16 protein-coding genes are annotated in these 13,797 nt (G+C 66.3%); 6 read left to right on the top strand and 10 right to left on the bottom strand.

Going from position 1 to position 13,797, the window contains the following annotated elements; translation table 11 throughout:
- Window positions 1-273 precede the first annotated feature (273 nt).
- On the bottom strand, window positions 274-1,047 hold the full coding sequence (locus tag FVE25_RS23760) for a transposase family protein (protein WP_157249248.1): 774 nt from the start codon (window positions 1,045-1,047) through the stop codon (window positions 274-276).
- A 232-nt stretch (window positions 1,048-1,279) separates the two neighbouring features.
- Complete coding sequence (locus tag FVE25_RS23755; protein WP_157249247.1) at window positions 1,280-1,636, bottom strand: hypothetical protein; 357 nt, start codon at window positions 1,634-1,636, stop codon at window positions 1,280-1,282.
- Between the two features lie 390 nt (window positions 1,637-2,026).
- On the opposite strand from FVE25_RS23755, the gene FVE25_RS23750 reads away from it, so the two are divergent.
- Window positions 2,027-3,928, top strand: a complete 1,902-nt coding sequence (locus FVE25_RS23750; RefSeq protein WP_157249246.1) for a hypothetical protein — start codon at window positions 2,027-2,029, stop codon at window positions 3,926-3,928.
- Here FVE25_RS23750 and FVE25_RS23745 read toward each other — a convergent pair.
- The 5 genes from FVE25_RS23745 to FVE25_RS23725 all read right to left on the bottom strand — a co-directional run bounded on the left by FVE25_RS23745 (window position 3,902) and on the right by FVE25_RS23725 (window position 8,153).
- Complete coding sequence (locus FVE25_RS23745; RefSeq protein WP_157249245.1) at window positions 3,902-5,581, bottom strand: hypothetical protein; 1,680 nt, start codon at window positions 5,579-5,581, stop codon at window positions 3,902-3,904. The genes FVE25_RS23750 and FVE25_RS23745 overlap by 27 nt on opposite strands.
- A 107-nt stretch (window positions 5,582-5,688) precedes the next feature.
- On the bottom strand, window positions 5,689-5,904 hold the full coding sequence (locus FVE25_RS23740) for a hypothetical protein (RefSeq protein ID WP_157249244.1): 216 nt from the start codon (window positions 5,902-5,904) through the stop codon (window positions 5,689-5,691).
- A gap of 25 nt (window positions 5,905-5,929) precedes the next feature.
- Window positions 5,930-6,754: a hypothetical protein gene (locus tag FVE25_RS23735; protein ID WP_157249243.1), complete on the bottom strand. Its 825-nt coding sequence runs from the start codon at window positions 6,752-6,754 to the stop codon at window positions 5,930-5,932.
- 16 nt (window positions 6,755-6,770) lie between these two features.
- Window positions 6,771-7,175 carry an RDD family protein gene (locus FVE25_RS23730; RefSeq protein ID WP_157249242.1) on the bottom strand — a complete coding sequence of 135 codons (405 nt, stop codon included), beginning with the start codon at window positions 7,173-7,175 and terminating at the stop codon, window positions 6,771-6,773.
- Between the two features lie 30 nt (window positions 7,176-7,205).
- Window positions 7,206-8,153, bottom strand: a complete 948-nt coding sequence (locus tag FVE25_RS23725) for a hypothetical protein (protein ID WP_157249241.1) — start codon at window positions 8,151-8,153, stop codon at window positions 7,206-7,208.
- A gap of 451 nt (window positions 8,154-8,604) precedes the next feature.
- Here FVE25_RS23725 and FVE25_RS23720 point away from each other — a divergent pair, with 451 nt between their 5' ends.
- The 3 genes from FVE25_RS23720 to FVE25_RS23710 all read left to right on the top strand — a co-directional run bounded on the left by FVE25_RS23720 (window position 8,605) and on the right by FVE25_RS23710 (window position 9,799).
- Window positions 8,605-8,904 carry a nucleoside triphosphate pyrophosphohydrolase gene (locus tag FVE25_RS23720; RefSeq protein ID WP_157249240.1) on the top strand — a complete coding sequence of 100 codons (300 nt, stop codon included), beginning with the start codon at window positions 8,605-8,607 and terminating at the stop codon, window positions 8,902-8,904.
- A 16-nt stretch (window positions 8,905-8,920) separates the two neighbouring features.
- The gene (locus tag FVE25_RS23715; RefSeq protein ID WP_157249239.1) at window positions 8,921-9,208 is read left to right on the top strand and encodes a hypothetical protein; all 288 of its coding nucleotides are present in this window, start codon (window positions 8,921-8,923) and stop codon (window positions 9,206-9,208) included.
- Between the two features lie 69 nt (window positions 9,209-9,277).
- Entirely contained in the window at window positions 9,278-9,799 is a 522-nt protein-coding gene (locus FVE25_RS23710) for a DinB family protein (RefSeq protein ID WP_157249238.1), read from the top strand.
- An 18-nt stretch (window positions 9,800-9,817) separates the two neighbouring features.
- Here FVE25_RS23710 and FVE25_RS23705 read toward each other — a convergent pair whose 3' ends face one another.
- The gene (locus FVE25_RS23705; RefSeq protein ID WP_157249237.1) at window positions 9,818-10,543 is read right to left on the bottom strand and encodes a TetR/AcrR family transcriptional regulator; all 726 of its coding nucleotides are present in this window, start codon (window positions 10,541-10,543) and stop codon (window positions 9,818-9,820) included.
- A gap of 50 nt (window positions 10,544-10,593) precedes the next feature.
- Between FVE25_RS23705 and FVE25_RS23700 the strand changes: the two genes are divergently transcribed.
- Complete coding sequence (locus FVE25_RS23700; protein WP_157249236.1) at window positions 10,594-11,535, top strand: ATP-binding cassette domain-containing protein; 942 nt, start codon at window positions 10,594-10,596, stop codon at window positions 11,533-11,535.
- Complete coding sequence (locus tag FVE25_RS23695) at window positions 11,532-12,350, top strand: ABC transporter permease (protein WP_246267343.1); 819 nt, start codon at window positions 11,532-11,534, stop codon at window positions 12,348-12,350. Before FVE25_RS23700 ends, FVE25_RS23695 begins: the two co-directional genes overlap by 4 nt.
- Here FVE25_RS23695 and FVE25_RS23690 read toward each other — a convergent pair.
- The gene (locus FVE25_RS23690) at window positions 12,345-13,061 is read right to left on the bottom strand and encodes a class I SAM-dependent methyltransferase (RefSeq protein ID WP_157249235.1); all 717 of its coding nucleotides are present in this window, start codon (window positions 13,059-13,061) and stop codon (window positions 12,345-12,347) included. The two genes, FVE25_RS23695 and FVE25_RS23690, sit on opposite strands and share 6 nt — an antisense overlap.
- Window positions 13,062-13,130: 69 nt before the next feature.
- Window positions 13,131-13,700: a nucleotidyltransferase domain-containing protein gene (locus FVE25_RS23685; RefSeq protein WP_157249234.1), complete on the bottom strand. Its 570-nt coding sequence runs from the start codon at window positions 13,698-13,700 to the stop codon at window positions 13,131-13,133.
- Between the last annotated feature and the right edge of the window lie 97 nt (window positions 13,701-13,797).

The raw sequence follows: 13,797 nt of genomic DNA, 5'->3' as shown, positions 1-13,797 counted from the left end.
TGGTAATCGCCCTAATCGCGGGCATATTGAAGAGCCAGACTGGATCCGGACTCGCAGAATCAGCCCTAGTAAGCAGCGGCGCATTCGCCGCTGCGATGGGTCTGTGCCTGGCTGTCCTGGCGGCGGTACAGAGACCGCGATGACGACCCCGGTAGACGGCATTCGGTCCACCGGGTGGCGACGAGGTCGGAATCATGACGGGGACTACATGGCAACCCATCAATCACGCGTGGTTGTGATGACCCCGGCAACGTAGATCGACCCTTTTCATCCTCAGGCGGCCTGGGCAACGCGGTGGTTCTGAAGGACGGCGATGGCCTTGCACAGGTGGCCGGCCTTGGATGGGCTGCAGCGTAGCTTTCGAAGGATCTTCCAGCTCTTCAGCTGGGCATTCGCTCGTTCGCCGGGTCCGCGGAGCTTGGCGTGGGAGCGGTTGGCCTGCTTCTGGGACTCGGGCTTGTTCTTGCCCTTGTACGGGGTGCGGACCGGGCCCTCGGCTCCCTGAGACGCCTTGTCGGCCAGGGCAATGATCCCTGCTGTCTCCAGCGCGCGCAGGATGCCCCAGATCCGGGCGGCACTCAGATCGTGGGCCTTGCCGGGCAGCGCTCCGGAGGTCCACAGGATCGTCCCGTCCGGTGAGGCGATGACCTGCACGTTCATCCCGCGCACGCGGTGCTTGCCGGAGAAGTACGGCCGGTCGGCCTTAACTCGATCGGTGTGGATCAGCGTGCCGTCCAGCACCAGGTAGTACAGCCCGTCCCGCTTCGCCTTGCGCAGCGCCTGGCCGAGCTTGGGCGAGCGGGCTGACAGCAGCGCGACCGTCTCTTCCACATATCGCCACGCGGTCGCCGTCGACACCCTGAACCCGGCGCCGAGCTCGGTGAACGTCTCGCCCTTGCGCAGGTATACCAGCACCGGCAATGCCTGCTGCCCCGCGTTGAGCAGCCGCCAGGCCGACCCGATCGCCTTGCGGTGCCGGCGGATCACCTCGGCAACATAGTTCAGTGTTGAACGCGACAAATCAACGGCAGCACGATAGAACAGCATCCGAAGCCCCTGGTTGTGACGGATCTGGTTGTGGTGATCAATCCATCTACCAGGGGTTTCTTACGTCGTCAGGCGAACATCAAGCTCGCGATCATGCTGTGACCAGCACCTCGCCACCACGGGATGAAAAAGCTTCACTGTGCCGGATTGACCATCGAAGACGTTGATGCGGGCACTCAGGAGTCCTCATCTTGACCCAGAATGCGGCGCACTACCAGCGCTCTCAATCGTATTAGTTGAGCGTAATGGAACCGATGTGGCCTGCTTGGATGGCGTTTCCGTGAATGGTGGCGTTGCCGCCGATGATGTTGGTCGTCGAGGTGAGGTGAAGCGTCTGCCGCGTCTGGGTCGCCCATGACGACAGCTCGCCGGCGAACTCGGCGTCTTCTGCGGCCTTTTGCTGAAGGACGGTGACGACGTGCTGAGTATCGGCGGCCTCAGCACTCTCCAGTGCGGCGACCGCGTCCTCGTCACCCCCGAAGCGTCGCTTCGCGAGTGCGGTCAACGACGCCCACGCGCTCTTGCCCGCCTCGCCGGCGGCACCGGCGAGAAGTGCGGCGACAACTTCGGTGACCAAAACCGCGTCCACGCCTTTTCCTCCAGCGGTAGGGTGATTCCGATTATGAATCGTTCGCCCGGCGGGTGTGCGACCTTTTGCTCGATGGACCATAATGATCTTTCGGTGGATGGGCGTCGAGGGAGCTGTCTCGTGACGGGTCAGGCGAACGGCGAGAGCGGACACCAGACAAGAAACGACATGTCTGGGTACGTCGGGGAGTCACTGATACAAGTTGGCTCGGCGCAGCAATTTCACGTACACCTTCCCCGCGCCGACGGGGAACGAGCGACTCAGCAACTGCCTGCCGCAAGTTCCTCATTCATTAATCGGCAGACCGAAATAGGTCTCCTGGACGAGGTTCTTTCCCGGCCGCACACACAACCGCGTCCACGGCTGGTACTGATCTGGGGCGTCGGCGGCATGGGCAAGACCGCGCTGGGCGTTCATTGGGCGCATCTTGCCGCGACGCAGTTCGTGGACGGCTGCCTGTATGTCGACTTCTCCCAGGAGGCCCAGGGCGAAGCGGTCACGGTCGCCGGTGTCCTCGGCCGTCTGCTGCGCGGGCTCGGCGTGGCTCCCGAGGCGGTTCCCGCCACCTTCGGAGACCGGCTGGCGCTCTACCGCAGCAGGACTTCCAGGCGACGGCTGCTGCTCATGTTCGACAACTATCCGCGGGTGCTCGACCCCGAACTCCTTCTGCCCGCTTCCCGTGACAGCCTCGTGGCCGTGATCAGCCGTCAGCGCCTCGCGCGCGTGGTGAACGCCGGTGCGGTCGAGGTCAAGCTGGAGCCGTTCGACGACGCCGCGGGAGTGGACCTGCTGCGCGAGGTTCTCGGCAGCGCCCGGCTGGAGGGTCAGGGACAGGCCGCGCTGGAGCTGACGAGGCTGTGCGCGGGAGTCCCGCTCGCCTTGCGGGTCTCGGCCAACCGGGTGCGCCTTCGACGCTCGACGAGCGTGGCGACGGCCGCCGCGCGCCTCAGCGCCAGTGAGCGGCGGCTGGCCTTGCTCTCCGACGAGCACGAGGGACGCGCCATGTCCGAGGTGCTGGATGCCAGCTACGCAGATCTTTCCGAGGTCGCGGCGCGGGTCCTCCGCTGTATGGGGCTGGTGGAGGGGACGGAGTTCGAGCCCGGGGCGGTGGGCGCCATGGCGGGCCTGGCCGATCACGAGACCGAGGATGCCCTGGAGTCCCTCGCCGATCACGCCCTGGTGGACATCGCCGACGACGGCCGCGCGCGTGTGCACGACCTGATCCACCTGTATGCCCGCGAACAGGCCGAACGCGTGGACACCCCGCGCGAGCGCGCCCACGCGATCAGCGCGTTCATCTCCTGGTATCGCTCCGGCGCCGGCCTGGCCGACCACGCGGTCCGGCCCGACCGCCTGCGCCTGGCCGACCACACAGAACTGCTGAGCGGTACGGCGCAGCCCTTCACGACCAAAACCCAGGCGCTGGATTGGCTGGAGCGTGAACTTCCCAACCTGATGCTGGCCGTACGGCTGGCGGCCAAACACGGGCGGGATCACGACACCGTGATGTTGTGTGATGCCCTGTGGGCGTTGTTCTTGCACCGTAAGCATTACGCGGCCTGGATCGAATCGCACGACGAAGGCGTTGCCGCCGCGGTCCGGCTCGCGGACCCGCGCGCGGAGGGACGTCTGCGCTGCCAGTTGGGGCGGGCCCACCTGGAGCGTGGCGAATACGCTCTGGCCGCGGAGCAATACGCGCAGGCGGAACGGGCCGCGCAGCGGTCGGATTGGGATCGTCTGATCGCCTCGGCGGTTGAATTCACGGGGCGGTTGTATCTGGAGCAGGCCGATTACGAGCGCGCGGTCGTCACCTTCACGCGCTCGTGGGAGCTACATCACGCGCTACGCGATGCCGAGGGCAAGCCCGACGTCCGGGGCAGCGCCCTGCAACGCCATCACCTGGGACAGGCGCTGATCGGCGCCGGCCACCTGGACGCCGCCCTGCGCGAACTGGACGCTGCCCTGGACGGAATGATCCAGGCGGCAGATGAATACAACCAAGCTCGCGTGCGGATGAGCTTGGGTAAGGCATATCACCGCCTGGGGCACAATACCGAGGCGGAAAGCCAACTTCAGCGTGCGCTGCACGAGATGGAGGAATCGAAAGCGCACGCGCAGATCGCCACGATCAGAATGTCCCTTGCGGACCTGGCCATGGCGGCGGGCGACCCCGCTGCCTGCGAACATCACCTGCAGATGGCGCTGGAGGCGGCCCGCGTGACCGCGGGTCCGGAGCTTGAGCGCATCCAGAAGAGACTGGACGATCTACGGCCTGGCCCCGAAAACCCGTAGCGATATCGAGCCGGCGTGGACGTTCACCCCATCCTTGAGGCCCTCGATGGCGCCACCCGCATCCAGCCAGGCGTAGACGGCCGATCCCACCATCATGAGATCCGCCGACATCGGCTCATAGTCACAGACGGCCGAGAGACGCGAGCCCATAACCAGGCACCGCCCGGGACCGACTGGACTGATCGCCAGACGCGCGGCGGGATAATCCTGCAAAGTGCGCTCAGCCCATATGGCGGCGTCTGCGACGCCTTCCTCGCCGGGGCGCACCATGACCGCGGCGGACTCCAGGACATGCAGATCGGGCTCGGCCGTCGTGGCAGCGATATGCGCCGCCCCCTCCATCGCGACATCGGCCACCGAAAGCCGCGCCGGAAACCGCACCAGCTCGACCGTCGCCTGCCCGGAATCCGCTTCGGCGAAGACGACGGCTGACGAAGTGCCACGCGTGTTGACGACGGGACCCGGTACGGCGCTCGGCGATGCGGTGGCTGACGGCGGCGGCAGAGCCATAAGGCGATAGAACAGGCTCGTCAGCCTGTTGTAGCTCTCCATCGGATGGCCGAGCACCCGGTCGGTGATCGCGGTGATTCGCCGCGCATCATGTGCGGCGAGGATCGCCTCGAGCTGGGGTTTCACGGGCCGCTCAGGGATCAGGCCGGGCAGAATTCTGCCCAGCTCAGCAGTCGGGCAGCTTGGGTCAAGATCCTCGTGAGCGAACGCGCCGAGAGCCACGGGCCGGCCGAGGGCGGCGCCATAGACGGTCACCGAGCCGTGATCCCCGATGATGAGATCGCCGGCAATCAGCGCCGCCCGCCACCCTTCTTCGGGCGGAACAAGCATCAGCCCCGCACGCTCTGCCTTCGCCAGCCACGAACGGACTTGCCAGGGGCCATGGCCGTGCCAGACGTTGGGGTGGAGGACGGCGGCGAGTCGGTAGTCATCCATCGGGAGTTCGGCTAAGAGCTGCTCCGCGATATCCGGACGCCGGCCCAGCAGCGAACCGGGGCCCCAGGTCGAGGTCAGCACCAGCAGACGTTGGCCGGGCTGGACCCCGAACTCCTGACGGAAGAATTCCCGGCGCCGGGCGCTGACGAGCAGGCGGTCATAACACGGGTCACCGACGACCTCGGCTACCGCCAGCGCCTCGGGGCAGCTGTGCGCCAGCTGTTCACGCTGCTCTTCATGTGACAGGGCGACCGTAGCGAGATAGACGCGGCCCTGGTGAGTGAGCTGCTCCCGCCCCAACCCGAACACGGACTTTGTACTTTGTACTTTGTACTTTGTGAATTTAGTATATCCGGCACCATGCGGGAGTGCAATAAGTGGCGCATTAATTCTGTGCAGATCGCCGCCGAAACTCGCCGTGATGGCCAGGTCGAATTCAATCGAAAGTGCGTCATCCCAGGAGATGAAAGGCATTTCACGGGCACGCAGGGCGTCGGCTACCCCGGCATGGAAAGTGGATGTGGCAGGGGTGGTGAAAAGAATCTGAACACGCCGGTCGCCGGCGAGGACGGGCAGCAGGTCCAGAATTCGCGTCAGCGCCGTGACGGTGTGGACGACAATGAGTATGCGCCGCTGGATGCCGAACGTGGACCACTGGCCGGCGTCCGATCGCGCCGCAACGGGGATACGACCCACCTCATTCGCCACATCCGTATCATATCGTCGATGCAGGAGCTATATCGTCCCGGCCGCCCGTTCGCAACGTGATAGCTCGTGGCCTGCCCTGAGTGTAGCGCCCAAGGCAACTACCTGGCCTATTGTTGCTGCGCTTCGCGCTTCACCCTGGCGGTAATGGTCTCATTCTGAGCTCTGACATCATCGAGAGCGGTTCGGATGGCCGCGCGGTGCATCGCCCACTCGCCTCGGAAGCGATCACCGGCAGGTCCCGCCCAAATACTGCTTTCGCACGTGGCGTCCACCGCTTCCAGAGTCCGCTCGATGTCGTCGGCGGCTTGGGCGATGACGCGCATGTCCGCTAGCCACTCGTTCAATCGGTCAGGCATGGCCCGCCCTCGGGCTTCCGGCGGTCAGCATCCCAGTGATGTGACGTGCTAACGTCACGGCGCTCACCTGCCTGGCTGCTATTCCGCTCGGCGCGTGCGGCATGTTCACGATCACTGCCCAGATCGCGCTGTCCGTGGCATACGTCGTCATCATGGGCCCCGGTGGATCGCTCAGAAGAACCAGTTCACCAACGACGTGAGCATTGTCGATCACTGCTGCGAGCGGGCCCACGTGCTCTTGGTCCAGAACTGAGGGATCCAAGGAAATGCTTTCGCCATCCCTGTCGGCCACCCCATAGGGGTCAAGAAGCGGCTGGATGAGATCCACCGCGTCCTGCACGCTGCCGGCCAGCGTGAACAGATGCATCCCACCGGCTGTGATGCGTTCTACCAGCAACAGGCTGGCGGCGTGTATGTGCACGTAACCGAAGGCTGAGCCGGCGGCGCTCTCCTGCTTGACCGCAAGCGCACGATCCGCGGTACGGCGGAGAGTAAGGGCGAGATCGATCTCCATCCGAATATGCATGTCGATCTGAGCCTTAGGTCCGCCGTGCAGAATAGCGTCCAGTTCCTCAATATTACGGATCTCCACGGCCTCGCGAGAGACCAGTGAGCGGAGCGCGGCGGCCAATACCCATTCGCGTTGCGGAGAGTCCATAGAGGCTAGATGAGGCTTGGGGATAAACGTCTCCTCCGGATCGAGGACGGCCAACTCCTCATCAGTTAATCGGATCAGCGTCGATGTCCTGCCCTTCGCCAATGCCTTACTTATCAGGGAACGAAATTCAGCTAGTTCCACGTCCAGGCGCGTTTCCACAACCGATCAGCTCCCGTCAGTGAAGGTCTATCTTTCGGACTATCCGCAACCCTGCTATGTCAAGGTGATCCACATCACTGCCCGATAGAAACAGCACCGGGGAGATCACGATGTAGAAGAAGCCCCAGAGCCAACGGCGGATCGCCTGCCCGAAGCCGGGCTTGCCAAGGTCGGCCGTGCGGATGATCCGGAGTCCGCTAATGAGCTTGCCGATGCTTCCGCCAGCCAAGACCGACAGGATAACGTGATTACACAAGGACGCGACCAGCAGCGCGCCAACAACGGCTGCCCAATAGTTGATGGTCCGGCCGAACAATTCGCCGCCTACGATACCGGCGCCGATGGCAAGCAGGCCATCTGTCCAGATGGGCACGATGCGCCGGTTACTACTCGCCAGGGGCGGAACCTTCGTGGACGCCATGATGCCTCCGCACCTCAATGACCGGGTGGCTCACCAGAACTTGAGCTTCTCAACAACGCCTTTCGCGCCTTCCCAGGCATTGCCCGCTCCTGCCTTGATGTCGTTGCCCCAGGTGTCCCACGCCCAGCTCCCCACAAAATAGGCACCGGTCACAGCAAGCGCGGCCCATCCGACCACGGGGACCGCCGCTGCCACGGCGGCTGAGGCGCCGAGGGCGGTGGCTATCCCCGCGCCACCTAAAACCGCGACAGCGCCGCCTGCTTGAACCGCACCCATGCCCCGGTCCACCCAACCCTGAGCACCATCGTGGGTAGGCACAACAGTCTCTTTGACACCGCCGACGACGGCCAACGGCAGAGTGACACGAGCGAATAACCCGGCGCCAGGAGGATTCTTGACCAGGAGGTGCGCACCGGGGATACGCAACCGCTGCATGGCAGCGGAGACCGATTGCTGCCATTTCCACGGCTGTTTGTAAAGGTCTTGGATCTTTCGTGCCTTGAGCATCTCGGCGATCAAATCATTGAGTTTGCGACCGCCGGGAAGAGCCCCCATATAGCGCCGGATGTCGTAGACAGCGCGAGCCGCCGCGACGTTCCTGCCCTGTGCCCACCGTTTCTGCAGTTGGATCGCGGCCTCCACACCACTCATGATCGAGAACACCTTGAGTGGAGTGGTCGCAGATCTGACGTTCTCTTTGTGCTTCTCCCAGAGATCCAGGACGCCTGTCATGCTGGCGAACAACACGACACCTTCTGGGTCCTTCTCCAAGATCTCCGCACGACGCCGGATGTCTTTGGCTTGATCCCCCGCCCACGAGGCGCGCGCCGGAAAGGAAGCGAGACGGCTTGAGTCTCCGTTCCAGCGATCCAGCAGCTGCCGGATCCGCGATCCTTGCACGGCGAGCGATCCGCCCGCCACCTCAGCAGCTGCCGCGAGGTTACGAGCTTGATCTGGCTTCATCCCGACAAGACTCATTGCGTTGATCGTAGAGCCACAGCCAACGCGACGCATCAATCCGATTGACTGCGATGTGCCCGGCAGTAGATTCACGCCGTTGGTGAACGGCTGATGATCCTCGCTTCTGGCTCGTCTACCTGGAGCCTTGACCCTGCGGTGCCCTGGAGGCGTACGAGCAGCGAGGGATACCTGTGCCGATTTGATATATCAGTCCACATCTTGCTGATCGCGGGAGTAACGCGATCGACAAAAGAGGCTGGGATCTGCCCTGTGACGACCACGGCTCCTGATGCCGACAAGGACGATCTCGCGGTCAGGGTCGCAGGAGGCACGCCGGTGCGGCCCTCGGTGGCGGCCGGCAGGAGTAGAAGCCTCCAATCATCCACCTATGCCCAGCCTTATTGGGACGTGAACGATTCAGGGTAGTTCGAAGGCTTGCCAGCGATCAGGTGATGGAGGCCGCGAAGACATGGGCAAACTTGTACGAGACCGGATTCCGGCCGTCATCCGCCGAAGTGGCCACGAGCCGGTTGTCCGAGTTCTCGGTGCCGGTGAATACCGTGGGGCGCTGGTGGACAAGTTGTTCGAAGAGGCGGCCGAAGTTCGCGAAGCCGTACCGGCGAAGGTGATTGAGGAGATCGCCGACGTCTACGAGGTTCTTCGTGCGCTGGCCGAGGCCGAGGGGCATGATTGGACGACGGTGGAGAAAGCGGCGGCTGCCAAACGTGCAGAGCGCGGCGCCTTTCGTGACCGTCTCTACCTGGAGTAATCAAGGGTGCCGGCTGATGGCGACACAGGAACAGATCGAGGCCGCTCGGCGCACGGTTGAGCAGTTGCGCGACCAGCATGCCGGCGACGTGCGCAAGCTCATTGACCTGCTCGAAAGCGGCGCGATGAAGGGCGCGGCCGCGGAAAGGCTCGTCAGGGACTGCCAGGCGTGGGAGGCGGCCTACAAGAGCGTCTTCCAGCGTGCGCTCGCCCTCATCGAGTCCACGCCCGCGCAGCCTCCTGAGCTTCAGGATCCGCTTGGATATCGGCCGCCGTTCCTGCGCCCTGGAGGGGGCGGCCGGTGACTGATCGTCGATGTCCCTCTCGTCCGGGCGGTTCTTCTCGGTGAGCGATGATCCGTAGGATCCCTGATCATGACGACGAAACGAGCGCAACTCCTGGTTCATCAGCTTGACATCACCTGGGCGTTGTTCGAATACCACCTGAAGGATCTGGACGACGACCTCACCCTGTGGCAGCCGGCCGAACACACCTGGACCGTCCGCCCGGTCAACGGAACCTGGGTGGCCGATTGGGCCGACGCCGAGCCGGATCCCGTGCCGGCGATGTCGATCGGGTGGCTTACCTGGCACATCGGGTTCTGGTGGACGACCACGCTCCGGCACTGTTTCGGGGGTGGGGCGCCGGCCAGGGAGGAGATCGGGTGGCCGGGTGGGATCGAGGCGGCGGGTGCGTGGCTTCGGCAGCTCAAAGATGAATGGCGGGCCGAGTTGCTCGCGTTGACCGATGAGGAGCTGGATTCCACCGCGCGTACGGCCGGGTTGCCCTGGGGTGAGGGGCAGACGCTGGGTGAGGTCGCGGGCTGGCTCAATGTCGAGCTGACGAAGAATGTCGCGGAGATCGGGCTGGTGCACATTCTCCGGGCGCAGAATTAACATTCTCCGGGCGCAGAATTAGCCGGCTCGTCTGGCGATCAGTTGTTCGATGCCGTCCAGGAGCAGGTTGAGGCCGAAGCGGAAGTCGGCGTCGTCCACCCAGCCTATGGCCCCGGTCAGGGCGCCGTTTCCGATGGCCGAGGACAGTGCCGGGTAGGTGGCGGGGTCCAGGACTTCGGCTAGGGCTTCGCCGTAGTCCTGGGCGCCGGTGATGCCGGCCTTGTCGTATTCGGGGCTGCCGGCGCCGTGGGTCAGGGCGGCGTCCGTCAGGGCGTAGCCGGTCAGCGCGCTCGCGACGTTGATTTTTTCGCCGTCCTCCAGGCCGGTGCCGTCCAGGGCGGCCAGGGCGCGGTCGAGCCACAGCAGCCGTCGCGGGCCCAGCGGCGGGACGAGCTGGGTGATCGACAGCAGCCAGCTGTGCTGGAGCAGGAAGTCGCGCTGGGTGCGGGTCCATTCGGACAGGTAGTCGCGCCAGTGGCCGGCGGGCGGTGGCGGGTCGGGGGCCGCGGCGTCGGCCATGGCTATGAGCAGGTCTTCCTTGCTGTCGATGTACCTGTAGAGCGCGGTGGTGGCCACTCCCACGCGCGCGGCGACGCCGGCCATGGAGACGCCGGTCAGGCCCTCGGCGTCGGCGATCTCGATGGCGGCCGTGGTGATCGCCGCCAGGTCGAGGCGGGGGCGCGGGCCGCGGCGGGGCATGGGTTCGCGTCCCCACATGCGGATGATCACTGGCGGCAGCGCCATCTGAAGTTCCTCCTTGACTCGCTCCTAGGATTCTGCATTACCTTAAAACTATGAACGTCATACACAGTACGTCATTCACAGATGCCATCGTGGCACGGGGGCTGGCCAAGTCGTTCGGTGACACGCGGGTGCTGAACGGGATCGACCTGAGCGTCCCCACCGGCTCGCTGCTGGCGCTGCTGGGCCCCAACGGCTCGGGGAAGACGACGACGGTGCGCATCCTGACCACGCTTCTGGCTCCGGACAGCGGCAGCGCCTCCGTGGGCGGCCACGACGTCGTGCGCGAGGGCGTCGCGGTACGGCGGGCCATCGGGCTGACCGCGCAGCAGGCCACCGTGGACGACCTGCTGACCGGGCGCGAGAACCTCGAACTGTTCGCCGGGCTCTACCACCTGGGCCGCAGAAGGGCCAGGAAGCGGGCACAGGAGCTGCTGGAGCGCTTCGACCTGGCGAAGGCCGCCGGCCGCCAGGTCGGGACGTACTCGGGTGGCATGCGCAGAAGGCTCGACCTCGCGGCCAGCATGGTGTCGGAGCCGCGCATCCTGTTCCTCGACGAGCCCACCACCGGGCTCGACCCGCGCAGCCGGGCCGAGTTGTGGGCGGTGATCCGGGAGCTGCTCGGCACGGGCACGACGATCCTCCTGACCACGCAGTACCTGGAGGAGGCCGACCAGCTCGCCGACCGCGTCGCGGTGATCAACGGCGGCCGGGTCGTGGCCGACGACTCCCCCGCCGCGCTGAAGCGCCAGGTCGGCTCGGAGCGTCTCGTGCTGCGTCTCGTCCATGCCGGGGACACCCCGCGAGCGCTCTCCGCCATCGGCGACGCGGTCGAAACGGCCCGGCAGGAGATCACCATCGCCGTCCAGGACCCGGACCACCTCAGGCACGCGCTGGAACGGCTGCACCGGGCCGGGGTCGAGGTCGAACGCGTGGAGCTGCGCGCCCCCACCCTCGACGACGTCTTCTTCACGCTCACGGCGGCCGCCGCGTGAACGCCGTGACCAACCCGCCCCGCGTGAACGCCGTAGCCGGCCCGCGCCGCATGAACGCCGTAGCCGACCTGCGCCGCCTGGCCGTCCGTGACCTGCGCCGCGAGCTGCGCATCCCCGACAGCCTGATCGTGAACACCGCACTACCCGTGATCATCATGGTGTTGTTCGTGTACGTGTTCGGCGGCGCGATCAGCACCGGCTCCAGCGGCCTGCCGTACATCGACTTCGTCGTTCCCGCTGTCCTGCTGATGTCGGGCGGGTACGGCGCGGCCCTCACGGCCGTGAACATCGCCGACGACATGACCGGCGGCATGATCGACCGCTTCCGCACGCTGCCGATCAGCGGCTGGGTGGTTCCGGCCGGGCACGTGGTGGCCTCGATGGTGCGGAACGTGGCGGCCTGCGCGATCGCGCTGGCCGCCGCGCTGGTGATGGGTTTCCGGCCGACCGCCTCGCCGGTCGAGTGGTTGCTGGTGCTGGCCTTGATAGCCGGATACATCCTGGCGATGTCGTCACTCGCGGTGTTGTGGGGGCTGCTGGTGAAGTCCACGCAGGCGGCGGGGGCGTTCAGCTTCGTGGTGCTGTTCCTGCCGTATCTGTCGGACGGCGTCGTCCCGGCGGAGACGATGCCGGCGATTCTGCGGGGGTTCGCCGAGCATCAGCCCGTCACCCCGGTCGTGGCGACGCTGCGGTCGTTGCTGCTCGATCAGCCGATGGGCGCGTCCGGTGTCCTGGCAGCGCTCTGGCTCGGGGGCGCGCTGCTGGTGAGCATTCCGGTCGCGGCCCTGCTGTTCCGCAGGCGGACCTCCTCATGAGGGCGCTTCGGCCGTCCAGCCGAGCGTCGTGTACGGCACCTCGATCGTGCCGACGCCGTGCCGCAGGACGAGGTCCTCGATCTCGAAGACCACCTCGTAGAACCGCGCTCCCGCCTGCCGCTGAAGGCCGGCGTGGGAACGCCAGGAGGCCAGCCAGTCGAGCACCGGCACCCGGTGCACGATCGGCTCCTCGAAGCGGACGGCCTTGCCGAACAGCCCGGAGGCGTCGATGGCCGCGGCCTGGCAGGTGGGGCGGGCGCCGATGTAGCCGGGGACCCGGCTGCGGATGAGGGCTTCGATCTCGGCCTGCAGCGGATCGTCCAGGCGCCGCCGGTTGCGTACGCAGGCCACCCGCCCGTGCCCGCCGAGCAACCGGCACGCCTCGTAGAAGGCCCGGAGGCCGGCGGAGCAGCCGAACGTCACCAGCCCGAAGCGGGCTCCCGGCAGGCCGGCCGTACCGGAGTGCCAGTGGGCGCGCGGCGAGTCGACGGTGCGTTCGCGGCCGATGTCGCGCAGGGCCGAGTCCTGTTCGACGGCGTCCACCTCGCAGCCGCGCGCGAGGAGTTCGAGGGCCAGGTGGCCGGTGCCGGCGCCGATGACGGCGGCCCGGCACGGGCCGACGGCGGTCAGCAGGCGGTCCATGGCGGCGGGTGCGTACGGCGGGCGGGTCGTGGGGGCGGCGAGGCGGGTGTAGTCCCAGGCGTTGGTCATGGTCGGTCACACCTCCGGGTGATGTGGCGATGTGCGGACCCTTCCCGCCTTTGGCCGGGTCATGCCTGGTCAGGCCAGTAGTCGCGGCCGCCAGGGGTGGGAGTCGTGCGCGGTGCGCAGGGCTTCGGCCAGCCAGGCGCGCTGCGTCGCGTCCAGGATCGGCAGAACCTGCGTGAAGTCGGTTTCGTCCTTGGGGCGGGGATCGCGGGATTTGTAGAGGAGCTGGATCTCGGGGGCGATGCGGTGGCCGGGGGCGACCGTGGAGAGGGGGCGGCGGATGCGGGGGTCGCGGCGGTAGACCCACTCCTCCCCCTCGGCCTCGTCGAGCATGAGCTGGAAGCGCCATGGGCCGCCGGGGTGCTCGCGCACCCAGATGTCGTGGGCGCGTTCGGGGAGCACCTCGTCCGGCGGCCACGGCCGCAGTGAACCGGGTGGGTCCGCGACGTGCGGGTCCCATCCGGCCAGCAGCCGGCGGGCGGCGAGCTGGTCCCGGCGCAGCACGGAGATGTCGACGTCGCCGTGCTCTCGGTACGCCTGTCCCACGGCCAGCTCGAGCGCGTGTCCGCCGCTGAGCCACCACGGTGCCGCCAGGTTCCGGAAGAGGCCGAGGACGTGTTCCAGCGGTGCCGGTTCCCACATGGGGCCAGGGTGTCAGCCCCAGCCGACGCCGCGCATGTCCTTTTCCGCCTGACGGATGGTAATGGTCATACCCTTCCCTGAAATATCGGCAGTTCTA

The sequence above is a fragment of the Nonomuraea typhae genome, from assembly GCF_009760925.1.
Classification (GTDB): Bacteria; Actinomycetota; Actinomycetes; order Streptosporangiales; family Streptosporangiaceae; genus Nonomuraea; species Nonomuraea typhae.
This window is presented reverse-complemented; position numbering and strand designations above follow the sequence as displayed.